Origin of the sequence: uncultured Gardnerella sp. (assembly GCF_947280595.1) — a bacterium.
Lineage (GTDB): Bacteria > Actinomycetota > Actinomycetes > Actinomycetales > Bifidobacteriaceae > Bifidobacterium > Bifidobacterium vaginale_A.
This window is the reverse complement of record NZ_CAMYOS010000009.1, coordinates 1-26231: the sequence shown is the minus strand read 5'-3', so window position 1 is coordinate 26231 and position 26231 is coordinate 1. Positions and strand designations below refer to the sequence as shown.

The window sequence follows — 26231 nt, the reverse complement described above, 5'->3', positions numbered from 1 at the left end:
ATACAGTTTTTATTCGCAAGAGCCTAGCGAGTGTTAAAAATTGCACAAAAAATATGTTAAAAATGCGTCATTTACAAGGAAATCTGGCTATAAAATTAACTTTTTTTACTATACGAATTAACTCTGCTATACTTAGGAAGGTTGAGGTTTCACGATGACCGCGGTCGCAATGTTCATTCGGAGCGACTGAGGAACTTCCGGGCTCCAAAGAGCACAATGGCGGATAACGTCCGCCCAGGGCGACCTGAGAGATAGCGCAGCAGAGAACAGACCGCCTAAATGTTTCGTTTAGGTAAGGGTGAAACGGCGGTGTAAGAGACCACCGGGCTTCTGGTAACAGTTAGCCGCATGGCAAGCCTCATTGGGAGCAAGGTCAAGCAGAAGACGTTAAGAGCTGCTCGCTCAAGTCTTCGGGTAGACTGCTAGAGTTTGGCGGTAACGTCAAATCGAGATGGATGGTCATCCGCGTGTAATTTTCACGCGACAAAACCCGGGGTATGTGAAACCTCACCTCAACATTGATTATTCTTTAAGATTTTTTGGCGCAAGCGAAAAATCAGAAAAACCTGTACAGCAGCCATCAAATGCATTATTCTTTAAGCTTTTTGCTGGCACGCAATCAAAAATTTTGCAAATTTTCATACCTGCTTTCTTCGCAGAGCTTAATGCTACATCAGAATCTTCAAAAACAGTACAATTATTAGGTAAAACACCAATTTTATTCGCTAAATCTATATAGGTTTGCGCTCTATTTTTCCCAGTTTTTTCTAAATCTTCTCCAAAAATAATAAAATCGAAATATTCACGCAATCCAGTATGTTTCAATGAAAGCTCACACAACGTTTTAGAAAGAGAAGTTAAAAGAACTAATTTTGCACGACTTTTACGTAAATAAATAACATAATCTTTCGCGCCTTTTCTCAACTCTAAACGATTTGCATACGCATCAGCAGCCATATCTTGCCACTCTTTCATTAAATCTTCAGGAGAATCCGTAAAGCCAAAATGCTCTATAACGTAATCAGCAACCTGCCTTGGAGTGAATGTAGCTGTAGAATTTGCAAAATCTTCTGGAACAGCTACTCCACGTTTTGCAAAACTCTCATTATCTATATCGTCCCACACATTTAATGAATCAAGTAAAGTACCATCAAAATCAAAAATTGCAGCGCAATTAGAATTATCAAATAAAATATTTTCGCTCATATAAAAATCCCTACATAAAAATCCCACAATACGAATCTCGAATCTCGAAATGCAAATTCAGCGATACGAACCTCGAATCTCGAAACGCAAATCACTCCTCGCAAATAATTTATAGCAAATCACTTATAGCAAAATCTAAAATCTAATATGACTTAATTCATAATCTAAATCACAAACATAAACAAATATGAAAGCAAAAAATTATTAAATTTTACTATTTTCCAGCAATTCTCTAGCGTGTTGCAAAGAAGCTTTAGAATCACTTCCTGAAAGCATTCGAGCAATTTCTAGAACACGATCTTCATACCCCAATTTAGTTATAGTAGTATCTGCTAAAAGCGTAGAAGAATCAGAATCAGAATCAGAATCAGAAGCAGCAGCAGAATCATTTTGATTCAAACTATTCTCTTTGTGCTCTATAGTCTTTCGTACAACATATTGAGTATCAGCAAAAGAAGCAACTTGAGCTAAATGAGTTACTACAATAACTTGACAACTCTTAGCAAGCTGAGCCAATCGTTTTCCAAGCTCAAGAGCAGCAACACCTCCAACACCTGCATCGACTTCATCAAAAATAAAAGTCATCTCGTGATTATCATTACGCCTACAACGAGCAGCAACGAGCTCCATAGCTAACATCAATCTGCTTAATTCTCCACCTGAAGCACTACTAGCAATAGGTAAATCTGAAGATGCTGGAAATGGCTTAAATAAAAACTCAATACTATCTGCACCATGACTATCTAAACGAATATCACCAGAGCCATCTTTTTCATTTTCAATAACTTTCACAATGAGGAGCGCATCTTGCATAGCTAAAGATTTAAGTTCTTCAGTAACATCATCACTAAGTTTTCTTGCAGCATCAACACGCTTTTCAGTTAATATTTTAGCTAAACGCAAAGCATCACAATATTTCTCATTGCATAATTCTTTAGCACGTTTTATTGCCTCTGGAGAATCATCTAAATCTTCTAATTCATATCTAGCTTTTTTAGACCACTCAAGAACATCCTCGATTTTAGGACCCCATCTTCTAGTAAGCTCATTCAAATCATGAATACGAGCATTGATAGAATCTAAATCTTCTTGACTCTCATCAATATCTAATTGCTGCGTTAATTGCATAACAATATCTGAAAGTTGCGCAGAAATATCATCTAACTGATTCGCAATATCATCGTATAAGCCTTCAACGCGAATAGATCTAAGTGCTTTAATAGCATTATCTATAAGATGCAAAATATCAACAGAATCAGAAGAATAATCAATTTGACTAGCATCTATAGATGAAACTGCATCACTTACTCCCCTAATAATTTGAGCAGCATTTTCTATGCGATTCCTTTTTTCAATAAGATCTATATCTTCATTAGGTTTAGGATCAATATTATCTATTTTTTCTAATGACTCTCTCAAATAATCAGCGCGCTGACGAACTGAAGATTCTTGATTTATAATGCGATTATATGATTCTTTCGCACTTTTCCAATCCTGAAAAGCATTATAATATTCTTTTAATTCTGCACTATCGTTTGCAATAATATCAAGAAAATCACGCTGATTTGCTTTAGACGCAATTCGCAATTGATCACTTTGACCATGAATTGTAATTGCATAAGAAGAAATTTGACTTAATAAAGTTTTAGGAACACCTTTACCAGAAACTGTTGCTCTAGATCTTCCATTCTTAGGAACACTACGAGATACATAAATATCTAATTTTGAATTATTTGTATCTGATTCTTCTAAATAAATTCCAGACGATTGTAATAAATTCGCTAAAGAACTATCTTTATATGTACAAAATACGCCCTGCACCCATGATTCATCAGCATTTGCTGCTATTCTCGACAATTGCGCTTTCCCACCAGAAATCAATGAAATAGCACTTAATAACATTGATTTACCAGCTCCAGTTTCTCCAGTAATAGCAGTCATAGAATGAGAAGGAGTGAACAATGCGTGAGAAATTGGTCCTAAATTACGAATCTCTAATTCTTCGAGCATGCGATACCTCTATTTTCACGCCAACCAACAACTGGCAAATCGAACTTAGTAACTAATCTTTGAGTAAAAGACACGCCTGAAAGACGAGCTAAAAATAGTTCATCTTTAGATTGACGAATCTGAATCCTAGAACCTTTCGGAAGAGCTCTTTGACGTCTACCATCACAGCAAATCCAACCACCTGAAGATGAATTGTCAAGAATGTCAATTGTAAAAGTAGAGCCTGAACCAATAACAAGAGGCCTAGCGAAAAGCGCGTGAGCAGCTAAAGGAACTAATTGTAAAGCTTCAACATTTGGCCACATAATTGGACCTCCTGCAGAAAAAGCATATGCTGTAGAACCTGTAGGAGTTGAAACTATTACTCCGTCACAACCAAAAGAAGACATTTCTACATCGTCAACACGAATTGAAAGCTCAACCATACGACCCCTGTCAGATCTATCAAGCGTAATATCGTTAAGCGCCCAATCACATAATGGTTCACTTTCTCCAGGAAGCCATACATCTACATGCGCTTCCATTCTATGTTCCAAAAAATAATCTTTTTTAGCAATTCTATGAATAGCTTCATCAATTTGAAAACTTTCAAATTCAGCTAAAAATCCAACATGCCCTAGATTTATACCGATAATTGGAACTGGAGTACAATGCACTAACTCAGCAGCTTGGAGCATAGTGCCATCTCCACCAAGAACAACAACAATTTCAGTATTTTCATCAACTATGCAGCAAGGCTTTTGAGCAAAATCTGAAAGCGAAGCACTATTAAATACATCAACATTGAATCCTGCATCAACAAGTCTTCTAGTAACTTGCATAACAACAGCGCTGTGTTTATCTAATCTCGCATGAGTAACAACTAGCGCACGGCGAGAACCCGAAGCAACATCTCCTATGAATTGTTCCGGCATTGCACAGCCCCCCATCACACTGTTCATAACATAACAACAACTATTGTAATTGTTACATAACACATTGTGCAAAACTAATTAAAAACTTTATTCAATAATTAACACGCGCATAAAGAAGATACTCAATATTGCCATGCGTACCTTCTATAGGAGATTCATGAGTAGATACAACTTGAAAACCATTATTTTTAGCACAATCTATAACTGTTTCTAACGCTTTAATTCGAAGATTTTCATCTGTTACAATCCCACCTTTGCCAAGATTACCTTTACCTACTTCGAATTGCGGCTTAACTAACAGAACAACGTTTGTTTTCAAATCAGCAACACGAGCAATTACTGGAATAACTAAAGTAAGAGAAATAAAAGAAACATCCGAAACAATCAAATTAGGCTTATACGGAAGATCTTCTTCATAAACATCTCGAATATTTACTCCACTCATTTCAATCACTTTTGGATTAGATGCGATTTTTTGATGCAACTGTCCATGCCCAACATCTAAAGCTATAACAGATTCAACTCCTCTTTGTAATAAAACATCACAAAAACCACCAGTTGAAGCACCAATATCTAAAGCTTTAGTTGATGAATTGATTTCAAGACCAAGATTTTCAAATAACGAAAATGCTCCTTCTAATTTAAGAGCTCCTCTAGAAACATATTTAAGACAAGAATCTACATTTTTAGACTCATTAAAACTTATTTTTTCGTCAGTTTTTACTAAAAATGATGGTTTTTTAATATTTCGATTATTTACATTAACAATTCCAGAACGTATTAAACGCTGAGCAATTGTCCTGCTTTCAGCTAAACCTCGATTTACTAGCGCACAATCTAAACGCTCAAAAAAATCATAACTACTCGCGCGAGAACCGGACGTTTGAAAGATAGCACGAGAACACGAATCAAATTCAGAAGACTCAAAGCCAGAACCACTTTCGCGAAAATTAGATTCAACTTTAGTAAAATTTATAAAATCTTTACTCGCGCTCATAAACAAAACTCCGGAAGAATATAATCATCTAGATTTTCTCCACTATCTTTCAAACTCCACGTCAAAGCGCAAGCAGCACGCAAAGCATTGCAATCACTAGAATCACTTACTTCAATTAAACGATTATCAACAAGTTTCGCTCTAGCATTAGCACAAACAAAAGTATTTTCGTCAATACGTTTTGGCGCTTCATGAGATTCGTTTAAACCTCTTAAATCATCAGACACAAAGCTAGGACGCAAATATTCTGGAGCAAGCATTAACATTTTATGATTCGTAACACCTGTAAGAACAAGCAACGACTTATATCCACCTCTAGTACCAGCTTCAATATCTGTATCTAAACGATCTCCAACAGCAAGAGAATTATCTATGCTTATAACAGGATTAGCGCACTCATCTTTTTCTGTATAATCGCAAGAATCCTGACAAGATGCTAAATCATTACTATTTGCATTTGCAGCAACAAGCAATCTTGCTTCATCATACATTGCAGACTCTGGTTTACCTGCAGATGCAATTGGTTCAACTCCAGTAGCGTTAATTACAGCTTGAATCATAGAACCGCACCCTGGAGCAATTCCAAGCTCACGAGGAATTGTTAAATCACGATTTGTAACAAAATATTTCGCACCATGCTCAATAGCGAATGAAACTTCAGCCATTTCAAGCCACGTCATTTGAGGATACCAGCCTTGAATTACAGCTTGCGGAGAATCTTCGCATGAAAATACTGGTTCAAGTCCTACTTTTTTCACCTCTTGCAGCAAATGTTCTGCACCCAAGACAAGAACTTTTGCACCAGGATCTACGTTACGCGCAACCATTCGAGCAGCAACGACTGAGGATGTAATAATCTGCCATGGCTCTACTTTTAGTCCAAAACTTTCCAATTGCTTTGCAACAACAGTAGGAAAACGAGAAGAATTATTAGTTGTATATTCAATAAACATACCGCGATTTTGCGCACCAGCAATAGCCTCACAAGCATTTGCAACAGCATTTCCACCTCTATAAACAACACCATCTAAATCAAGTAATGCTAAATTAAAGGATTCACTTAAAAATCGTTCACTTGACAATAAATTTGTTCGTTTATTAAGTTGCATAAGACTTCCTCGCATAATTTAATCGCAAATTAACAATTGCCCGACTCACTATTGTCAACACAAAGCAGCCGGGCACGAAAATTAGTTTTGAATGTTATTCGTTAGAATCAACAGTTCCATTTGAAGTAGTTTCAACATTATCTGAACTACTTAATTTATTATTATCTTTTTCAGAATTTTCAGATTCTGCTAGAGAATCAGATTTAGATTCCTCAAAACTAGAATCATCTAAGCTTTCAGAATCATCTGAATCTTCAGAGTCTTCAGAATCATAAGAGTCATAAGAATCTTCAGAGTCTTCAGGAGCAAATTTTGCATCATCTTTACTAACTCCAATATCTTCTAACAAAGACTCATTGAAATGTTCCAAATCATAGTCAATCACAATATCTTCCGGATTAACTTCATCATCTTCAATATCCGCATATTGCTCTTCTAAGCGATCTAACAATCCTTCTAATTCAAGAGCTTCATCACTTCTTCCAGCTTCTTCTAAGAAGTATTGTTCAGCTTGAATAGCACGCATGCGATACTCTCCAGGCAAACCCTTTGAACGTCCCATAACATGAACAAGCTCAATAGCTTTATCAATATGATTAGTATCAGCTAAAACTCCAGCATAAACTAAGAATAATTCAGCTTTTACTTCTCCAACAACAGATTTAGCTTCATCAGACATGCATATTTCTAATGCTTTATCAAGATTACCAATTCCGCGCTCGCAATCAGCAATAAAAGGCAAATAATCAAGATAACCATTCATACGCATTGCTGTACGAAATTCTCTAGCAGCTAACTTATAATCACCCTGACGATAAGCAATAAAAGCTAACGTTTCTCGAGAAAAATCAATACGAGAAGCTTGCTTAGCAGCCCATTTAGCATGCTCTAAAGCCAACTTTGGCTCTTCCTCTTCCAACGCATAAGCAGCAAGAATATGCAAACCAATATTTTCTGCATGCTCTTTAGAAAGTCCACGCAAACGTTCACGAGATTCCTTAGAAAGCATTGCCCACTCCATACCCTTAGGCATTTTAGGCTCGCCCGGACGACGCGCAGTATATGGATTTTGCGAAGGATACGAAATAGTTCCATCAGAATTACGGCGCGGACCATTCTCATAATTAAAATTACGATCTTCAACGCGCTTATCATAGCGATTATAACGATTTTCGCTATGAGAAGCACGATTTGAATCACGATTCTCTAAACGGCGCTCACCATGATTCTTAAAACCATCTTTATGGAAACCATCTTTATGGAAACCATCTTTATGGAAACCATTACGCTTTACTCCATCTTTACGAAAATCGCCATTATTAAAACCATCACGACTTGACTTGCGATTATCATAACGTTCATCATTGCCATTAAAACGATTAAAACGATTATTATCAGACTTCTTATAACGTGGGTTACCGCTTTTCACCGAACCGTTATTTTGCGAACGATAAGCATCAGAACGTTCAAATCTAGATTCATCATTGCTGTCAAAACGATGATTGAAACGGCGATCATTGCGCTCGCCATCGCGCTTAAAGGAACCCTTATGGAAACCATCGCGCTTAAAACCATCGCGCTTAAAACCGCTCTTATTGAAAGACTTTCTAGCACCATCTCGTCTAGTATCATTGCTATCAAAATCACGGCGCTCATTGCGATCATTGCGCTCGCCATCGCGATTAAAGGAACCCTTGTGGAAACCATCGCGTCTTAAGCCATCTTTGTGGAAACCGCCTTTATGGAAGCCATCTTTATGGAAACCGCCATGTCTCTCAGCGCTTCCACTTTTGGCACCGCTACGATGATCACCAAATTTTCCTCGTCCACTAAACGACTTGCCACCGCTTCTAGAATACCCACGTTCTTCGCCCATTATTGGCATACCTCTCACTAACGCTTAATTGCAACTTAATAATTGCAAAAGCATAATTCAACTATTTATTAAACCCAATAAATGCTAGACACAGAAATATTCGCACATCTAGCAATAAATACTTATACAATTTGCTTATAATTCTAATAATTCAAGATTACATTAAAAACAAATCATATTCTCTCAACAGCACCAATAGCTTTCTTACCTCTACGAAGTAAAGCAAATCGATTATGCAAGAACGAATCCTCACTTAAAACGTCATCAACACTATTCACGCGTTCGTTATTCAAATACAAGCCACCAGAAGCAATAGCACGGCGAGCTTCAGAAACAGTGCGGAACAATCCTGCTGCAACAGATGCTTCAACAATACGATTACCTACACTAGACTTAGCGAAATCCAAATTTCCATCTTCGTTTTTAACTTTAACGCCATCTATTGCAGCGCACAAAGTAACTTCATCAATACTAGCTAAATCACCTTTACCAAACAAAGCAGCTGAAGCAGAAATAGCCTGATTTGTAACATCCTCGCCATGCACAAAACTTGTAACTTCCCAAGCCAAAACTCTTTGAGCTTCACGACTACCAGGATCTTCCTGTATTTGCTGTTCTAGACGCTCAATCTCACTCTTTGGAAGGAATGTAAAAGCCTTCAAAAGCTTCACTACTTCATCATCAGGCTGATTAAACCAGAATTGATAGAAACGATAAGGGCTAAGCATAGTAGGGTCAAGCCACATGGCATTACCTTCAGATTTGCCGAATTTACGACCTTGATTATCTGTAATAATCGGGCTTGTAAACACATGCACAGATGCTCCACGAACTTTACGAATCAAATCCATTCCGGAAGTTAAATTACCCCACTGATCTGAACCGCCAAGTTGCAAAGTAACATTGTAATTATCAAATAAGTACAAAAAGTCATTTCCTTGCAAAACTTGGTAGCTAAACTCAGCAAATGAAATACCTTCATCAGAATTCAAACGCCTAGCAACAATATCTTTAGAAAGCATCGTACCAACACGGAAATTTTTACCAACATCACGCAAGAAATCTATAGCAGACATCTTTGAAACCCAGTCATAATTACTTACGAATCGCACTGGATTTTCTCCATCAAGTGGCAAAATTCTTCCAATTTGCTTACGTAAACGATCAGCCCAAGCAGAAACAATATCTTTAGAATTTAGCGTGCGCTCTCCACTTTGACGAGGATCTCCAATCAAACCGGTAGCTCCACCAACTAAAGCAATAGGATGATGTCCTGCAACTTGCAAATGACGCATATTAATAAGCTGAACAAGATTACCTATATGCAAAGAAGCAGCAGTAGGATCATATCCGCAATAATACGTCAATGGTTCTCCGTCAAGTGCTTGAGCAAGCTGCTTCTCGTCAGTAGATTGCGAAATCAATCCACGCCATTTCAGCTCTTCAAACAAAGAAGCAAACCCAGCCTCTTTGTAATTCCTGACCTGAGCCATTCGTATCTCCTTATTGCAAAAATTACAGAAAATATCAGGCGCTTAAAGCGCTATAAGCCTTTCAATTTTGTCAGTAGATGACGACACTATTTTGAAACAACAGAAAGTAACCAGTTTGCTCTTTTTTCAGCTTCCTCATTAGATACGCAAACCATAATCACAGTATCATCTCCAGCAACAGAGCCAAGAATACCTTTTAATGGTTGCTTATCAATAACACTAGCAACATACTGTGCAGCTCCAGATGGAGTATGAATTACAACAATATTATTTGCGAAACCAACTTCTGTGATAAGTCCTGAAACCACACGCGCAACTTGCTGATCAATACGCACAGTATCCATAGCATGGCGGTTTCCAGTACCATCACCTAAAACATATGCGATTCTACCATCAGTAAGACGTATTTTAACAGCATTCATTTCGTCTAAATCACGACTCAAAGTAGCTTGAGTAACATAAAAACCGTGACGAGCTAGAATCTTAGAAAGCTGAGATTGTGAAGTAATAACCTCACTTAAGATAGCTTGCTCAATTGCATTTAATCGTGCAGCTTTAGTAACAGGGCGTTGCTTTCCAACTGATTTACTAGTATTAAATTCTTCTGCTCCATTATTGTCATCTGCATAATCATAACTATCAAAATCATTTACGCTTACATTCTTAAACGTTTTATTAGATTTAGTCATAATATTTATGCACCTTTTATATACCTTTTTACAGATTATTCCAATCTAATATACATTAAAATACTAATAAATATTTAATTTTTTACACAATTTTATATAAATCAAAAACAATCAATATATAAAATCAAAATAATTCTAAAACACATAAATAGTGTAACTGAACGAATGAAAACGAACAGTTACACTATTTAACAAGCTATTAGCTAGTAAAGCTACAAAAAGCATTGACTAACAGCACTTAAGCGTAATTTAGAATATTAAATACTACACTCGCAAAGTAGCATGCAATTCTTTAGCAGATTTTGCAATCGATTCGCGTACAGATTCCATCTCTTCACCAGAAAGAGTTCTATCTTTCGCGCGGAAAGTCACAGAATATGCAAGAGATCTTAAGCCATCTGAAAGCTGCTCTCCTTCATAAACGTCAAAAAGCTCAATAGACTCAAGCAAATCACCAGAAGCCTTTACAATAGCATCTTTCAAATCCCTAGCAGTTAAAGAAGAAGGAGCAACAAAAGCAAAATCTTGCTTAACTGGAGGGAATGTTGAAACAGGCTTCGCTTGAACAGGCTTAATGCACATAGAGGCAAATAAAGCAGTTAAATCAAGCTCAAAAGCAGCAGAATGTTTAGGCAAATCTAAATTCTCATCAACTTGAGGATGCAACTCTCCTACAATACCAATCTCAACTCCGTCACTTCCATCAACTGGAACATACACTTTAGCAGTACGACCAGGATGCCAAGAAGCAGGAACAACATTGGCAGAAAGCTGGCGAATTTCAAAATCAACACCAATTCGCTTTCCTAAACGTGTAACTGCTTCTACAGCATCACTCCAATCTACATCTCTATGAGTTGCAAGCCAACCAGTTTCTTCAGCTTTACCTGTCATTAGAGCAGAAACATGCAAAGGTTGATCTGGCAAACCTGCATCCAATGCAGCAAGTTCAACATCTGTAGGGCGCACACAACCAGGCAAAGCTGGAATAGCAGGAGCTTTAGGATCTGCAAGATACACGTGACCTAATTCATAAAGCGAAACATCACTTAAACCACGATGAAGATTCCTACGAACGCTACCAGCTAAAGTAGTAAGAATATTACGGCGAAGCCAAGGTCGATTCTCAGCCAAAGGATTAGCAATTCTAACGCTAACTTTAGATACTTCATCAACATCTTGGCGGAAAGCTTTAAAATCTTCCTCTCCAACGAATGGATAGCTCAAAGACTCAACTAGTCCCATTTCTGCAAGCTCATACGCAATAGCTCTACGAATAGATTGTTCAGCAGTCAAACCCGTTTTACCAACAATAGGAACAGCAGGAACTTTAACAGGAATCTCATCATAACCAATTAAACGAGCGATTTCTTCAACTAAATCACAAGGCTCATTAAAATCTGGTCTCCAAGTAGGAGGAAGAACTGAAAACGAACCATTTCCACCACCAGCTACTGAACAACCAATATCAGTTAGAATATCGCTAATACGATTCAAATCAACATCAAGACCTGCAACACGCTTAACTTCGTCAGCTTTGAAAACAATAACACTACGCTGTTGAGTGTTGTTAACGTCATTAGGATACTTAGATGGATTACCTCCACCTAAATCAGCTAATAACTTAACAGCCATTTGAGCTGCAGCAGGCTGAAGCTCAGTATCAACACCACGTTCAAACCTGCGAGAAGCTTCAGAAGGAATCTTATGACGACGAGCTGTACGAGCAATAGAAACAGGATCGAAGTGAGCTGATTCAATCAACACATTCTTAGTTTCACTCGTAACTTCTCCATACATTCCACCCATAACTCCAGCAAGACCTAACACGCGAGAGCCATGATTTCCACTTGGAGAATCACAAATCACTAAATCCTCTTCAGTAAGCTCATGATCTTTACCATCTAAAGTAGTTAAATGCTCACCTGTTCTAGCGCGGCGAACAACAATAGGACCCTCGATTTTATCTAAATCGTAAGCATGCAAAGGCTGACCAAGATCCAACATCACATAATTTGTTACATCTACAGCAAGTGAAATTCCACGCATACCTGCACGAGTCAAACGTCTGCGCATCCATTGAGGACTAGAAGCATTCGCGTCAACATTCCTAATAGCGCGAGCATAATAACGATCACAACCAATAACGCCATGAATAGGATTATTATCTTCAATACTTACATCAATATCAGTCGGCTCTCCTGCTGGAAGACCATCTAAAACTGGAATATCTTTATTTAATTCAATAACAGGATCTTTATAAACTGCTCCAGTTGAATTATGGTATTCACGAGCAACACCTCTATATGAGAATGCATAACCACGATCAGGAGTTATGTTAATCTCTAAAATCGGCTTATTTAGATGCAGCAAATCCATAACATCATCGCCAGGTTTCAAAGCATCGTATTCAGCTTTAGAGAACCCATACTCGCGTAGCAAAATAATTCCATTATGACTGTCACCTAATCCAAGCTCACGCTCGGAAGCACACATGCCATCCGAAATATGGCCATAAGTTTTTCTAGGCTCAATCTTGAAATCTCCAGGAAGCACAGCTCCAGGAAGAGTTACAACAACCTTTTCTCCAGCAGCCATATTAGGAGCGCCACAAATAATGCCACGAGGAACCTTCTTACCGTTGGCATCAACATCGTTATACTTATCTCCAACGTCAATATGGCACCAGTTTATAGTTTTACCGTTCTTTTGTGGTTCAGGAGTAGCATCAACTACGTAACCAACAACAATAGGACCTGTAACCTGAGATGCGTGTATTTCTTCCTCTTCTAAACCAACACGAACTAAATCTTTAGCTAGTTGTTCATAAGTTAAACCATCTGGCACTTCAACATGATCTTTAAGCCAGTCAATATCTACCATTGGCATGAGTATTACTCCCCCATTACAAACTGTTGTGCGAAGCGCTTATCGCCTTCAACCAAATCATGCATATCGTTAATATCGTGTCGAAGCAACAAAGTACGCTCCAAACCTACTCCAAAAGCGAAACCTGTATAAACTTCTGGATCTAATCCTGCAGACTTAAGCACATTAGGATTTACCATTCCACAGCCGCCCCACTCGATCCAGCCAGGACCACCTTTTTTATCTGGGAACCACAAATCAAGCTCAGCACTAGGCTCAGTAAATGGAAAATAGCTAGGACGTAAGCGGCTCTTTGCATCTGGACCAAACATAGCAACAGCCAAACGATCAAGAACACCCTTCAAATCAGCCATACTCAGATTCTTATCTACAGCCAAAGCTTCGCATTGATGGAACACTGGAGTGTGAGTTGCATCTAGCTCATCAGTACGAAAAACTCTACCTGGAGAAGCAATATAAAGAGGAACACCACGTTCAATTAAAGCACGAACTTGATCAGATGAAGTTTGCGTACGCAAAACCATGTTCGAACCAACAAATCCAGCAGCATCTTGAGCTTGATTACCTTGAACATAGAAAGTGTCTTGCATTTGGCGAGCAGGATGATCTGGACCAAAATTCAAAGCATCAAAATCAAACCACTCAGTTTCAACCTCAGGACCTGCAGAAATTTGCCAACCCATAGACACAAAAAAGTCTTCAAAATCTTCAATAATACGCGAAATAGGATGACGCGCACCCAAAGGCTTACGGTTTATAGGAAGCGTCATATCTACAGTTTCTGCAGAAAGAATACGAGCTTCTTCAAGAGATTTAATTCGTTCAGACGCAACTGCGAAAGCACGACCGAAATCTGCACGCAATTGTGACATTACTTTGCCAACTTCCTTCTTCTGTTCAGCAGGCAAACTACCAATCTCTTTACTCGCCAAAGTCATAACAGATTGCGAACCAGCATATTTTGTTTTTGCCGACTTCAAATCATCCATGCTTTGAGCGGACTCTACACAAGCAATGCCCTCTTCCACTGCTTTTTTGACAGCATCCAAATCAAATGGCTTATTACCCGTCACAGCACCCTTCCTATTCATATAAAAGTTAATCGTTACGCTACAAAGCTACATTTTTCGCTCATGACTAGACATAGCTAAGCCCATAAGCATAACTGCTGCACTAGTAGCTAAATTCATTGATTCAGCTTTACCATAAATAGGTATTATTGATATTTCATCAACCTTATTTAGAATTTCCTCATTCAAACCACGAGCTTCATTACCAAATAAAACAGCTAAAGAAGATTTCATTAGTTCACTATCTTTAACTACAAGAGGAAAATCTTTTGGCTTGCGATTTTTCGTTCCGTAAATATCCGCAGCAATTATTTTCACACCAGCAGATGAAGCCCAATCAAACCATTCACTTTCGCTCATAGTAATTACAGGAAGATGGAATAACGAACCTGCAGTAGAGCGAACAAGTTTTGGATTTTGTAAATTAACACAATCGTCAACAAATACTACAGCATCACATCCTGCAACATCAGCAACACGAATAATAGCACCAGCATTACCTGGATCTCTTACTTGCCAACAAGCTGCAATTCGCAAAGTTTTACTACTTTTTTTCGCACAATCTTCTAAATTCTTAACATCTGATTCGTAGGAATCTTCTAAAGATTTAGCGTCCAAAACAGCAACAATTCCTTGACTATCAGTGCTAATTTTTTTCATTACATCACTTGTTACAGGATGAACATAACACTGTTTTTCCAAAGATTCGCGAACTATAGAAGTGATTGCAGAAGTGTTTGTGGAAATGTTTGTAGAAGCGTTGTTGAAGATAGAAGTGTTTGTAGAAGAAATTGTGGAAGAAGAATTACTATTAGCAGCATTTGAAACGTAGCAACCTGCACTATTATTCGGCGACTCAAGCGCATCCGAAGACTCAAGCGCATAAACAGCATCATCTAATGCATAAATATCACAAATAAAATCTGAAGCATATCGAACAGCTTCACGTACACTTTGAGGTCCTTCAACTAAAAACTTTAAATTTTCATGTGATTTTATACGTTTTATAGCACAAATACGCTTTACTCTATCGCTATGAGGATTATCCATCAATTCTTTCAAAGGCATAATATCACCTTACTTTAAACTCATACCAACGCTTAAGAATGCTAATTAAATTACTCATGATGCTCAGATGAGCTAGGAGTTGTGTATCCTTCCGGTTCTAGTTGAAAAGTGGTATGCGAAACAGATACAGGAAAATGCTCACGTAAACAATCTTGAAGTTGACTAAGAATTTGTGCACACTGATCCATATTCAAATCTCTATCAACAACTACATGAGCCATAAAAATAGGCATACCTGTAGAAACAGTACTAGCATGCAAATCGTGCACAGCTATTACATGCTCAACACTCTCTAAATGCTTACGAACTAAATCTAAATCTAAACCTTCAGGTGTTTGTTCCAATAATACTTTTATAGCATTTTTTAATAATTTTATTGCCCTAGGAATCATCAAAATCGCAATAATTCCACCAGCTAAAGCATCAAATCCACTCCAATTAGTACTCATCATAACAACTGCTGAAATTACTACAGCTACAGACCCTAAAGCATCATTCATAACCTCTAAGAAAGCAGCTCGCATATTCATATTGTCGTTAGAACGAGAAACTAAGATAATAATAGATCCAACATTGGCAATCAAACCAAGAAGACCAAAGAAAAGCAGCTGATTCACATCATGAATACCACTATGCCCATTACCAAAAAGACGCATACATGCTTCAACAAGAGCATATACTCCAACGAAAAGTAATACTAAAGCACCTGCTGCAGCTGTAATAACTTCTAAACGCGCCCATCCCCATGTACGTTTCCTATTAGGACGGCGCTGCATAAGTATTGCAGTTAGAGTCGAAGCAACAAGAACTGATATATCTGTGAGCATATGCCCAGCATCAATAAGAAGCGAAAGAGAATTTGTAAGGAAAGATCCTACTACTTCTGCAAAGAAAACTATTGACGTAAGAGATAAAGTTAGAATCAAGCGCTTCTGATGCGAACGATGCGGATTATAGCTATTATTACGTGATTCATTCGAATTAGATTCAATAGAATATTGCGAAAAATCAGTATTAGCATAAGATTCATTTGAGCTAGATTGCGTTGAAATATCATGATTATGCATAAATTAAGCACCCCCTATATGAGCATACATCAGTTAAATAAATCACAAAATATTTATGATTATTATTTTTGCGCTATGACCCATGATTTTGGCATATAACCCCTGATTTTTGGACACACGACCAATGAATTTTTGGGCATATGACCAATAAATTTGGCATACGACCAATTATTTTAGTCATATAAACATGATTTTAGTAAAACGTGTGAAAAGATATGTGCTCTAAGCCCAAACTTAAAACGAAAGCTGGTCATTCCCCCAAACCTACCCCGAGAAGGGTCAAGGGTAAGGGGGAGCCCCAGCTTTCGCATATAAGATTGTATACTCACGTTAAAACTTTTTTGTTATATAACGCAAAATTCTATATGTATAGAAAGTTCGTGAAACTTGACTTATAATCCAAAAACACGTTTTCACACATAGCTTTGCAAATTATTATATCTTTTGCAAGGTGGCTAAAATCTGATAATTGCTAATTTCGCGAAATCTTATTCATCTTCGTCGTAATCTGCAGAATGTTGACGACGTGGAATCCCTAGTTTATCTACCATTTCGTTATATGAATCAAGATAGTCATCGTCGATAAGATTGTATGCTTCAATAATAAGTTTGCGAGGAGTATTTTGGTGTTCCCATGCAAAGCTTAAGTAATCTGCTAACGCTTCATAAGGCTCTCCTGCACATGTAGCATTACTAGCGGCTTCTTTACAAAGTTTATCCATGTATGGCTCGGCGTAAGGCCGGAGTTTATCAGCCATGTCATAATAAATTTTTTGCATGTTCATAAGCTTTTCACTCCTCTCTTATCTTCTGCAATGAATGTGGGATGCGATATTGACACGAATACTTTTCATTGCTTACCACCTTTTGCAAGGTGGCTAAAATCTGATAGTTGTTAATTTAATATAAAATTTATTTTTTATTCATCTGGCGAATGAACTTTACGTGGGACTCCTAAATCGTCTGCTATATCGTCATAGTCATCGCCGCATTCATAAGGATCTAGCAAATTGTAAGCTTCGATTAGCAGCTCTTTAGGTGCACTCTTGTGCATCCATGCTTCTACTAAATAATAATCAATTGCAATAGACGGTTCGCCTGCTCGAATAGCACTATTGGCTGCTTCTTTCCAAGTTTCATCCATGTATGGTTCAGCATAAGGCCGAAGTTTCTCAACCATATCATAACAAAGTTTCATAATATCCATTAGCTTTTCACACCTCTCTTATCTTCTGCAATGAATGTGTGATGCGGTATTGACACGAATACTTTTCATTGCTTACCACCCTTTGCAAGGTGGATAAAATCTGATAGTTGTTGATTTAATATAAAATTTATTTATTCATCTGGTGAATGAACTTTACGCGGGACTCCTAAATCGTCTGCTATATCATCGTAGTTATCGCCACATTCATAAGGGTCTAATAAATTGTAGGCTTCGATTAGCAGCTCTTTAGGTGCGCTCTTGCGTATCCATGCTTCTACTAAATAATAATCAATTGCAATAGACGGTTCGCCTGCTCGAATAGCACTATTGGCTGCTTCTTTCCAAGTTTCATCCATGTATGGTTCAGCATAGGGACGAAGTTTTTCAGCCATGTCATAACAAAGTTTCATAATATCCATTAGCTTTTCACACCTCTCTTATCTTCTACGTCATTATATGCAGTAACAATACGCTAACCTTTTTTCTTTTTTGATAAACGCACTTCTAGAATAGCATCAGCGTATGCAGGAAAGACCTGGACGCATATTGTGCGATCCACACACCACAAGGATCACCCCCGCGTATGCGGGAAAGACCAAGATATGTCATGTTAAATAATTTCTTTCCTATACTTATTACAATTTTTAATGTTGAAATAAATATAAAATTGTGATACAACATAAAGAGCGTGGGGACCTCGGAAACCAGCTTTCAAGACTGGAACATTAGTCTGAGGAGCACCTCACGTTTTTTTTAGTGCATTTTTATTTTCTTAAATGTCGGGTTATTTCCCAAAAAGTATGTATAAAACCGGTGCGTCGTTAGCGTATCGCGTTCATCTTTCGCGTAATCATCTATGAATTTGTCAATAGGACACCGCTTGCCAAGTACTGTTAGAATTCGATAATAGCTGCTATTACGACATTTCTTTCTCACTATATTTATATCTACTAACTAGGCCGTTACCACTTACACCACAAACGGGATTATTGCAAGACTTGTTCTTCATACATGCTTTTAAGCATGTATTACACATAACACGCCTCAAATAAAAACAAGAAATTCTGTACACACATTTTTGGAAATAACCCTAAATGTCCCATTTTGCCAAACCCATAGTTCTTTGACTTGTGCATTTGCATTCCTCTCATTGTATGAGGATGAAGTGATCACCCCCGCGTATGCGGGAAAGACATTGCATTATCATAAGATGTTTTTGCACTTGCAGGATCACCCCCGCGTATGCGGGAAACTAACTAATCCTACTGGCTTCGTTTTAATTACGAAGCCAGCCCTCGCTTGCATTGAAAGCACACCGTGCTTTCAACTTTAGCAAGCTCGGCGCTCCAAAATGCTTTCGCGCGCTAAATCGCAGCGCTCAAGCAGGTTGTCACGCCCCCTCGTATGCGTGAAAGACCAAAAAATTCAAATAATCCGCAAATTCGTATGGGGATCACCCCCGCGTATGCGGGAAAGACCATACGGTCTGTTGTCCTTGCTGAATGCATGAAGGATCACCCCCGCGTATGCGGGAAAGACTACAAGTGAAAAATGGAGCTGACGGTGTTTTAAGGATCACCCCCGCGTATGCGGGAAAGACACTTTACTAAGCGTACACCTCGTAAAACTAAAGGGATCACCCCCGCGTATGCGGGAAAGACAGCCGGATTTTACTTTAACAACTGATGCGAAAGGGATCACCCCCGCGTATGCGGGAAAGACCAGTTGAAAAATACGGTTTGCAAGGGCGCACTAGGATCACCCCCGCGTATGCGGGAAAGACCGCAAATCTATGAGATTATTAAAAACTGGGTAGGGATCACCCCCGCGTATGCGGGAAAGACACCGGTATATGTTAAATCTTTAGCAACTAAAGAGGATCACCCCCGCGTATGCGGGAAAGACAGTAGTCAGCAAATTTTTAACGCTATCACCAAGGGATCACCCCCGCGTATGCGGGAAAGACCCAATGTATCTGATGGCGCGTGACGTGGCTATAGGATCACCCCCGCGTATGCGGGAAAGACGCGTGTCACTTTTCGCTCTTATGTAAAAGCAAGGGATCACCCCCGCGTATGCGGGAAAGACATTGCATCAGCAAAATTACCAGTGTATACACCGGGATCACCCCCGCGTATGCGGGAAAGACAAAGATAATACTCGTTATGATTATCACATGGAGGGATCACCCCCGCGTATGCGGGAAAGACTCATTGGGTGCGGTGTCTTTAGCGTTTTGTCTAGGATCACCCCCGCGTATGCGGGAAAGACACACTGGTGTTATTTCGTCTACTTCTGCGCTCAGGATCACCCCCGCGTATGCGGGAAAGACTGCCTTTTTTAGTTGCACGCTGCGAGTCTAGTGGGATCACCCCCGCGTATGCGGGAAAGACTGCCGCGTTCCCACATTTTTAACTCCTTTTTTGGGATCACCCCCGCGTATGCGGGAAAGACCTCTTTTACTTGTTTTCTCAAAGATATATCTAAGGATCACCCCCGCGTATGCGGGAAAGACTACTTATGATTCAGGCTCAGGACTTCTGTGTAAGGATCACCCCCGCGTATGCGGGAAAGACGCTCTAAAATCATACTCGCTCATAGTCCATCGAGGATCACCCCCGCGTATGCGGGAAAGACTGGCATGATAGCAGCCCACGCGTTGCACACTTGGGATCACCCCCGCGTATGCGGGAAAGACAACCATACGTCTTCAAGCCAATCAGTGTACTCAGGATCACCCCCGCGTATGCGGGAAAGACATATATTTGCGCTTTTTGTAGGTTCTCCTAACAGGATCACCCCCGCGTATGCGGGAAAGACTCTTGTAATGACGATGTTACAGATGATATGTTAGGATCACCCCCGCGTATGCGGGAAAGACTAAAATCATCATAAGCATGTACTGTGAATCCTAGGATCACCCCCGCGTATGCGGGAAAGACAAGGAGTATAATCATGCGTATTGATTTTCAGAGGGATCACCCCCGCGTATGCGGGAAAGACCATGATAAAAATCCTTTCTAAAAGTTGATAAAAGGATCACCCCCGCGTATGCGGGAAAGACGCCGCTCAAGTACTAGGCTTTGCGCTTAATAGCGGATCACCCCCGCGTATGCGGGAAAGACGCTAAGAGGAGGAGTATATGGGGCATGCGTATAGGATCACCCCCGCGTATGCGGGAAAGACAGTTAGTTCCGATTCCCGATTTGTCGCCTCTTGGGATCACCCCCGCGTATGCGGGAAAGACTTGCACAAAAACTAACATCAGCTAACTCTACCGGGATCACCCCCGCGTATGCGGGAAAGACGTTTCTTTGTTACCGCCTGCGATTGCGTTCAAGGGATCACCCCCGCGTATGCGGGAAAGACTTGTATTGCTTGCCCGATGGCAGAGAATACTGGGGATCACCCCCGCGTATGCGGGAAAGACCTTCTGGCGTCTGCTCAATTACTCGCAGTATTGGGATCACCCCCGCGTATGCGGGAAAGACACACTGGCACTAGCTCGTCTACTTCTGCACTCAGGATCACCCCCGCGTATGCGGGAAAGACATTCTTTTGGTAAGTATTTATGAAATTTATCGGGGATCACCCCCGCGTATGCGGGAAAGACCGGTTACACCTGCGGTGCGTTAGGCGTATGTTAGGATCACCCCCGCGTATGCGGGAAAGACTCCCAACCCCTATCATAGTTTGCGATAACCTTAGGATCACCCCCGCGTATGCGGGAAAGACATTATAGCATCAACGTGCTTTTTAGTTGTCACAGGATCACCCCCGCGTATGCGGGAAAGACTTGCTGCAAAGAGTTTCCCAAACCAGTCAACAAGGATCACCCCCGCGTATGCGGGAAAGACAGTTTCAGAACACTCGTTATGTAAATTACACTAGGATCACCCCCGCGTATGCGGGAAAGACGCAATTCTTTGAATGTTTAAAGTTTAGTAGTTTGGGATCACCCCCGCGTATGCGGGAAAGACGCAGGATTTTAGCGTTAAAGCGTATCGTGAGGAGGATCACCCCCGCGTATGCGGGAAAGACAAAAAATGAAAGAGATTACCTACACTATCAAAGGGATCACCCCCGCGTATGCGGGAAAGACGTCGTGGCATTGCTTGCATAAAGCACGCATGCGGGATCACCCCCGCGTATGCGGGAAAGACAGAGTATGTCCAATGAAAAAGTAAGGGATATGAGGATCACCCCCGCGTATGCGGGAAAGACTTTGGCAAAAGCTTTCTCGTCTTTCCGCGTGGGGGATCACCCCCGCGTATGCGGGAAAGACTCATCAAGAAGAATTAAAACGCCATCTTCACCAGGATCACCCCCGCGTATGCGGGAAAGACACTTAAAGATCCCAATAAAATAGCCATTTCTATAACAGAAATAGTCAAATATCATTCACTTTCCAAATCTAACCTACCACAAAAAGTAGCACAACGGTATTGCATTCTTATGAAATAAATTTTAACAATCCTTTCAAATGAAAAACAAGACGTGCCGTTAATCTAGCATCAAGCAGCGCTCTATGAGGGACTGACTCTGAAATGTTATACTCATGCAATACAGTCTTCAACTGATAATTTTTTAAAAACCTCCTATCATGCTTCACAAAACGAGAAATATCAATAACTTTATTCATAGAAAAAGAGCTACAAAACTTCTCACCTAATGACAGTAAAGCCGAGTTTAAAAATCCAATATCAAACGATACGTTATACCCTAATACAGGTAGTTCTCCCACGAAATCAATAAATTTTTCTAACGCTAAACCTAAACTTACACCCTCAGACTCAAGCATATCGAACGTAATACCAGTTAATTCAGTAATTTCACTTGAAATTATATTATTTGTATTATTCTTACAATCACTAATGTTTATCAGAGTTTGAAATTCTTCAATTCTTCCATCTATAAACTTCACAACTCCAATTTCAATAATCTGATTAGTTCTATTATCTAAACCTGTAGTCTCACAATCTAATACAACAAAATTTTTACTTGTTTTACCTATATAATCTTTCCAGTAATCATTACAAGCCACTTCTTCATCATTTACAGACAATACCGTAGATCGTATAGAATTATCACAACTTACAGAACTAATATTCTCATTTACTAAATCTTTCTCAATTATGTTAGAAGAAATATTAATATTTTTTCTATTCCTAACATTTGAAAATTTCTTTGCATTATGAAACTTAGCGGCATCACTAAATCCATATTTAATATCGCATTCCAACATATCATTTGAAGGAATACTAACCAAAGGCAAACCGTCCAAGTAGACAACTTCACGATTCGAATGAATAGTCTTAAAATCATATCCAATTTCATTTTGTGAAGAAAAGCTCATTGTTACAGCACCGTTGCCAACACTATCTTCTATGCGCTTCCACAATTCTTCTCTGACTCTACTGTTGAAGTTGCCAACGTAAACGCCTGTAGCAATTTCTTGCATCCACTTAGTCAAATCACCTCTCAAAGACAGCGGACAATTTGTCATTGTAATTACAGTCAACGGCATCTCAATTTACCTCACTGTAATTTACACCAGAAGCTACCAAACGTTCTTTATCATCCCAAAGATGTATTACATCTACTGTAATCTGCTCATCAACAGGAATTTCAAGAATATCTTGTACATCATCAACAATACGTGACATTATGTCACAACTTGCGAAACAATCTCGCATTTTCAAACGCATTAACTGTTCAATATCATCATCATCTTCACACTGAGAAGCAATTTCAAAAGCAGAAGGAATAGTAAGTTCTGCTTTATATAAATCAGCAATATCATATACAAGTGAAAGATCATGACCAGTATGAACAAAACCTAATCCAGGCGCTAAACCTAGAGCAGAAATTATGCTATGGACTAGACCATAAAGACATACATTACCCACAGATAATGCTTGATTAACATTAGTACCACTTTCAAAATCATCAATATTATAATCACGCCCATTCCATTGAACATCGTATTTGTTAGACATTTCCCTATATATATTTCTCACTCGAGCACCCTCGCGCCCTCGCAACTGCTGCATTGTATATGCAGATACATCTTCTTTAGGAAAACGCATTTGATACATCTTCCTTGCAACTTTTAATCTGCATCTGTTATTTGTTACTAGATTAGCCTGTTTTTCTAATAACCTTGAACTTCTCGACAATGCTCTACCATGAGCATAATTGCGAACTCCATGCTCACCAACCCAGACTATACTCGCACCAACATCTCCAAGTAATTCCATTGCCCTATGAGTGATCTCAGTACCAGGACCTAAAAGTAAAACACCAATCATTGCAGCAGGAACTCTCACAGTTCCATTTGCATCAAAGACTGTAACAGCACTATCAAGACGATTGATTTTCGCATGCTCTATGTATATGAAGCTCACTCTATCACTTATACGCGGAAGCTCTTGAATTTCAGCCTTCTTAGCACCACACTTCTTCTTCATACTCCCACAGCCTTTGATACAAAAGATTCATTAACTCAAGCTATTACAATGGAATAACAGTCATCATTCCGAAGCCATATGCTTTCTTTTTACCAATACCGTCTAGCAAAGTTTTACGCATAACATCCTCATCTCTAATTGTTAAAACGCCTTGATAAACAGCTTTACTCAAACGAATAGGTTTTTTTGACTTGGTGAATAAACTATACCCGCGCTCAACAATAGTAAATTCACTTTCATTCAATGAAAAACCTAATTTTTGAGCACGATTAAGCAAAAAATTCATCTGCTGATCATAAGTAACATGTGGTACTACCCTACCTCTAGTAGCGCGAGTTTCAGAAGTATCAGAAATAGCAACAACAGGATTAAGAGTTACTCTAAATTGCATTTTCATACCATTTTTCAAAGACGACAAGAACTTATCATAATTCTTGCTTGCGGCTGTTCCAGCAACTCCATACATCTCTAAACGTTGTAAATCAGGTTCTGAATCACTCACTATAAGCAAGTAATGTTTCCCATTCAAAGAATCTATTCTCCACAATTTTCTGCTTCGCTCATGATTTATCCATTCGTCTGGGAAACTTTGTTCAACCCAGTTATGAAAAGCTCCTACAGATTTAAGATCTAACTGCGATTTAGGCTTTTTATAATCAATTTCAACTCTACTCAAATAAGACATTTAAGCCTCCAATCCAGAAAAAGCATCATGCTCAAAACTAAAAGTTTCAGAATCTTTTAGATGTTCACTATCTGATTTACTGCTTTCTGAATCCGAATTATTGTGTGAAATTTTCTCAATAGGAATTTCCATTTTTGACTCGTATCGAAATCCAAATTTTCTTTCCTTATTTGAGAAAGAATTAACGTAATCCTTTCGTAGCTTACGAACATACGACTGAATTTTATAAGCACAAGTATAATCTTTAGCTAATTCGCATTCTGCTTTATCTACTAAATCTGAATCAGCATATAAAGATATAAATCCAGCATTACATGATTCATTAGAAGATTGCGAGAGCATAGATAATTTAGAAACTTGTACTTGGCTTTTCCCTGCTTTTCTTGCAAGCCACTCATACTTTAATAATGCTTGAATTACTCCGCAATCTTCCACGCCTAGAATAAAATCAGCCGTAGGAGGCAGCGATCTTCTGCCTAAACTAGATTGAAAATATGGCGAGCGCAAAGCATCGTTAATGCTATCGATGAGTTTCTCATTGTCAGATCCTATTGCAACAAGAAATATAGCATCTTCTATATAGTAACGGTTTGTAACATAATTTTTTTCAAAATCACCGTTAGCTTTATATTTTGCAGCAATATGATAATCTCTAAGCAAATTCCCTTGCTGATCAATTCGCACTGCAAAATCTAAATCATTAAGCTTTGCAATATTTTCATCGCAATCTGTACTTCTCCTATACCCAAAAGCTGCAGAAATCATACCTATTACCGCACTTTTAGATGGATAGTAATCTGTGTGACGAGTTTCAAAATGAGAATCTGTACCCCATGATTGCAAAGGTCCAGCAAACTTCAGTAATAAACTTTTCATAAGCTTCCTAACTGTTAAACACTAAACATCAACCAATAAGTGTTTTTATTAAGAAATTTACTGAAGCAATTCGGAGACTTTGGAAGAAAAATCATCCAATAATTGCTGCATACTTTGTTCTTTCACTCCTAATTTAATCTCCTCATTTGAAGAATCCATTGTCACATAGAATGACGCTAGTGGCTTATGAACAAATTTTTGAACTTTCTCGTATTCTTGAGATAGTTTCTCAATAGATTTTGAAACATATCCGTCTTTTGCTTTTACTGGATCTTCAAATGCACTCACTAAATTCACTGGTCTGTCATCTCTCAAAGTTACCACCAGCATTTGCGGCAAAGTTTGATTCGCAAAAGTATTTACTTTGCCAGTAGGCATGGCGTTAGCGAAAGCTTCAATAAAAAGCTTAAGAGCATTAATTGTAGATTCTTTGTTATCGCTCAACTGATGACTAAACTCATGTATTGCAACATTCGCATAACGATACAGCGTTGAAGAACTATATTCTATTGTGCCCAACATTCCAGCTCCAGCATTATCCTCAGTAGATAAGTCATCAACAGCAGTATAGTAATCAAATTCAGCACGAACAGCGTGAGTGGAAA

The 26231-nt window shown here is 38.8% G+C and carries 20 protein-coding genes, 1 other RNA gene and 1 CRISPR repeat array; of the genes, 1 reads left to right on the top strand and 20 read right to left on the bottom strand.

The window, feature by feature from the left end; genetic code table 11:
* The first annotated feature begins 142 nt into the window (after positions 1-142).
* Positions 143-514: RNase P RNA component class A (gene rnpB / locus Q0X59_RS04085), an RNA gene on the top strand.
* A gap of 8 nt (positions 515-522) precedes the next feature.
* Here the strand turns inward: rnpB and Q0X59_RS04080 are convergent.
* From Q0X59_RS04080 to Q0X59_RS03985, 20 genes are all read right to left on the bottom strand, one after another.
* A complete protein-coding gene (locus tag Q0X59_RS04080; protein ID WP_075523385.1) occupies positions 523-1206 on the bottom strand; it encodes an HAD family phosphatase in 684 nt (227 codons plus the stop codon).
* 204 nt (positions 1207-1410) lie between these two features.
* Complete coding sequence (gene recN / locus Q0X59_RS04075; RefSeq protein ID WP_297643351.1) at positions 1411-3216, bottom strand: DNA repair protein RecN; 1806 nt, start codon at positions 3214-3216, stop codon at positions 1411-1413.
* Positions 3201-4130, bottom strand: a complete 930-nt coding sequence (locus tag Q0X59_RS04070; RefSeq protein WP_075523387.1) for an NAD kinase — start codon at positions 4128-4130, stop codon at positions 3201-3203. Before Q0X59_RS04070 ends, recN begins: the two co-directional genes overlap by 16 nt.
* Positions 4131-4221: 91 nt before the next feature.
* On the bottom strand, positions 4222-5127 hold the full coding sequence (locus tag Q0X59_RS04065) for a TlyA family RNA methyltransferase (protein ID WP_297643348.1): 906 nt from the start codon (positions 5125-5127) through the stop codon (positions 4222-4224).
* Entirely contained in the window at positions 5124-6236 is a 1113-nt protein-coding gene (locus tag Q0X59_RS04060) for an HAD-IIA family hydrolase (protein WP_297643346.1), read from the bottom strand. The genes Q0X59_RS04065 and Q0X59_RS04060 overlap by 4 nt, the downstream gene beginning before the upstream one ends.
* Positions 6237-6330: 94 nt before the next feature.
* A complete protein-coding gene (locus tag Q0X59_RS04055) occupies positions 6331-8112 on the bottom strand; it encodes a hypothetical protein (protein ID WP_297643344.1) in 1782 nt (593 codons plus the stop codon).
* A 173-nt stretch (positions 8113-8285) separates the two neighbouring features.
* Positions 8286-9605 (bottom strand): tyrosine--tRNA ligase, encoded by a 1320-nt coding sequence (tyrS, locus tag Q0X59_RS04050; protein WP_296157906.1) that lies wholly within the window; start codon positions 9603-9605, stop codon positions 8286-8288.
* A gap of 86 nt (positions 9606-9691) precedes the next feature.
* Positions 9692-10294, bottom strand: a complete 603-nt coding sequence (locus Q0X59_RS04045; protein WP_075523390.1) for an arginine repressor — start codon at positions 10292-10294, stop codon at positions 9692-9694.
* Between the two features lie 264 nt (positions 10295-10558).
* Complete coding sequence (pheT, locus tag Q0X59_RS04040) at positions 10559-13183, bottom strand: phenylalanine--tRNA ligase subunit beta (protein ID WP_297643342.1); 2625 nt, start codon at positions 13181-13183, stop codon at positions 10559-10561.
* Positions 13184-13188: 5 nt separating this feature from the next.
* A complete protein-coding gene (pheS, locus tag Q0X59_RS04035) occupies positions 13189-14256 on the bottom strand; it encodes a phenylalanine--tRNA ligase subunit alpha (RefSeq protein WP_196489636.1) in 1068 nt (355 codons plus the stop codon).
* 45 nt (positions 14257-14301) lie between these two features.
* Positions 14302-15321, bottom strand: a complete 1020-nt coding sequence (locus Q0X59_RS04030; protein ID WP_297643340.1) for an RNA methyltransferase — start codon at positions 15319-15321, stop codon at positions 14302-14304.
* A gap of 50 nt (positions 15322-15371) precedes the next feature.
* A complete protein-coding gene (locus Q0X59_RS04025) occupies positions 15372-16388 on the bottom strand; it encodes a cation diffusion facilitator family transporter (RefSeq protein WP_103043109.1) in 1017 nt (338 codons plus the stop codon).
* A gap of 488 nt (positions 16389-16876) precedes the next feature.
* Positions 16877-17173, bottom strand: coding sequence for a hypothetical protein (locus tag Q0X59_RS04020; RefSeq protein WP_297643337.1), 297 nt, complete (start codon positions 17171-17173; stop codon positions 16877-16879).
* 134 nt (positions 17174-17307) lie between these two features.
* Positions 17308-17595, bottom strand: a complete 288-nt coding sequence (locus tag Q0X59_RS04015) for a hypothetical protein (RefSeq protein WP_297643335.1) — start codon at positions 17593-17595, stop codon at positions 17308-17310.
* 131 nt (positions 17596-17726) lie between these two features.
* Entirely contained in the window at positions 17727-18014 is a 288-nt protein-coding gene (locus tag Q0X59_RS04010) for a hypothetical protein (protein ID WP_366517016.1), read from the bottom strand.
* Between the two features lie 970 nt (positions 18015-18984).
* Positions 18985-21941: a CRISPR direct-repeat array (repeat unit 28 nt; unit sequence GGATCACCCCCGCGTATGCGGGAAAGAC).
* Between the two features lie 107 nt (positions 21942-22048).
* Complete coding sequence (cas2e, locus tag Q0X59_RS04005; protein WP_297643330.1) at positions 22049-23122, bottom strand: type I-E CRISPR-associated endoribonuclease Cas2e; 1074 nt, start codon at positions 23120-23122, stop codon at positions 22049-22051.
* A 1-nt stretch (position 23123) separates the two neighbouring features.
* Positions 23124-24065: a type I-E CRISPR-associated endonuclease Cas1e gene (gene cas1e, locus Q0X59_RS04000; RefSeq protein ID WP_297643328.1), complete on the bottom strand. Its 942-nt coding sequence runs from the start codon at positions 24063-24065 to the stop codon at positions 23124-23126.
* Between the two features lie 43 nt (positions 24066-24108).
* On the bottom strand, positions 24109-24750 hold the full coding sequence (gene cas6e, locus Q0X59_RS03995; RefSeq protein WP_297643326.1) for a type I-E CRISPR-associated protein Cas6/Cse3/CasE: 642 nt from the start codon (positions 24748-24750) through the stop codon (positions 24109-24111).
* Positions 24751-25626, bottom strand: a complete 876-nt coding sequence (gene cas5e / locus Q0X59_RS03990) for a type I-E CRISPR-associated protein Cas5/CasD (protein ID WP_297643325.1) — start codon at positions 25624-25626, stop codon at positions 24751-24753.
* A gap of 57 nt (positions 25627-25683) precedes the next feature.
* Positions 25684-26231: type I-E CRISPR-associated protein Cas7/Cse4/CasC (locus Q0X59_RS03985; RefSeq protein WP_297643323.1), on the bottom strand; the 548-nt coding region annotated here is incomplete at its 5' end.

What these genes read in the sequence shown, in the direction of transcription:
- Q0X59_RS04070 (WP_075523387.1), bottom strand. Translation starts at nt 4,130, where the DNA reads ATGCCGGAACAATTCATAGGAGATGTTGCTTCGGGTTCTCGCCGTGCG.
- Q0X59_RS04025 (WP_103043109.1), bottom strand. Translation starts at nt 16,388, where the DNA reads ATGCATAATCATGATATTTCAACGCAATCTAGCTCAAATGAATCTTAT.
- Q0X59_RS04020 (WP_297643337.1), bottom strand. Translation starts at nt 17,173, where the DNA reads ATGAACATGCAAAAAATTTATTATGACATGGCTGATAAACTCCGGCCT.
- cas6e (WP_297643326.1), bottom strand. Translation starts at nt 24,750, where the DNA reads ATGTCTTATTTGAGTAGAGTTGAAATTGATTATAAAAAGCCTAAATCG.
- pheT (WP_297643342.1), bottom strand. Translation starts at nt 13,183, where the DNA reads ATGCCAATGGTAGATATTGACTGGCTTAAAGATCATGTTGAAGTGCCA.
- Q0X59_RS04080 (WP_075523385.1), bottom strand. Translation starts at nt 1,206, where the DNA reads ATGAGCGAAAATATTTTATTTGATAATTCTAATTGCGCTGCAATTTTT.
- Q0X59_RS04010 (WP_366517016.1), bottom strand. Translation starts at nt 18,014, where the DNA reads ATGGATATTATGAAACTTTGTTATGACATGGCTGAAAAACTTCGTCCC.
- Q0X59_RS04045 (WP_075523390.1), bottom strand. Translation starts at nt 10,294, where the DNA reads ATGACTAAATCTAATAAAACGTTTAAGAATGTAAGCGTAAATGATTTT.
- recN (WP_297643351.1), bottom strand. Translation starts at nt 3,216, where the DNA reads ATGCTCGAAGAATTAGAGATTCGTAATTTAGGACCAATTTCTCACGCA.
- cas2e (WP_297643330.1), bottom strand. Translation starts at nt 23,122, where the DNA reads ATGCCGTTGACTGTAATTACAATGACAAATTGTCCGCTGTCTTTGAGA.
- cas5e (WP_297643325.1), bottom strand. Translation starts at nt 25,626, where the DNA reads ATGAAAAGTTTATTACTGAAGTTTGCTGGACCTTTGCAATCATGGGGT.
- Q0X59_RS04015 (WP_297643335.1), bottom strand. Translation starts at nt 17,595, where the DNA reads ATGGATATTATGAAACTTTGTTATGATATGGTTGAGAAACTTCGGCCT.
- cas1e (WP_297643328.1), bottom strand. Translation starts at nt 24,065, where the DNA reads ATGAAGAAGAAGTGTGGTGCTAAGAAGGCTGAAATTCAAGAGCTTCCG.
- Q0X59_RS04030 (WP_297643340.1), bottom strand. Translation starts at nt 15,321, where the DNA reads ATGCCTTTGAAAGAATTGATGGATAATCCTCATAGCGATAGAGTAAAG.
- Q0X59_RS04060 (WP_297643346.1), bottom strand. Translation starts at nt 6,236, where the DNA reads ATGCAACTTAATAAACGAACAAATTTATTGTCAAGTGAACGATTTTTA.
- tyrS (WP_296157906.1), bottom strand. Translation starts at nt 9,605, where the DNA reads ATGGCTCAGGTCAGGAATTACAAAGAGGCTGGGTTTGCTTCTTTGTTT.
- Q0X59_RS04065 (WP_297643348.1), bottom strand. Translation starts at nt 5,127, where the DNA reads ATGAGCGCGAGTAAAGATTTTATAAATTTTACTAAAGTTGAATCTAAT.
- Q0X59_RS04055 (WP_297643344.1), bottom strand. Translation starts at nt 8,112, where the DNA reads ATGGGCGAAGAACGTGGGTATTCTAGAAGCGGTGGCAAGTCGTTTAGT.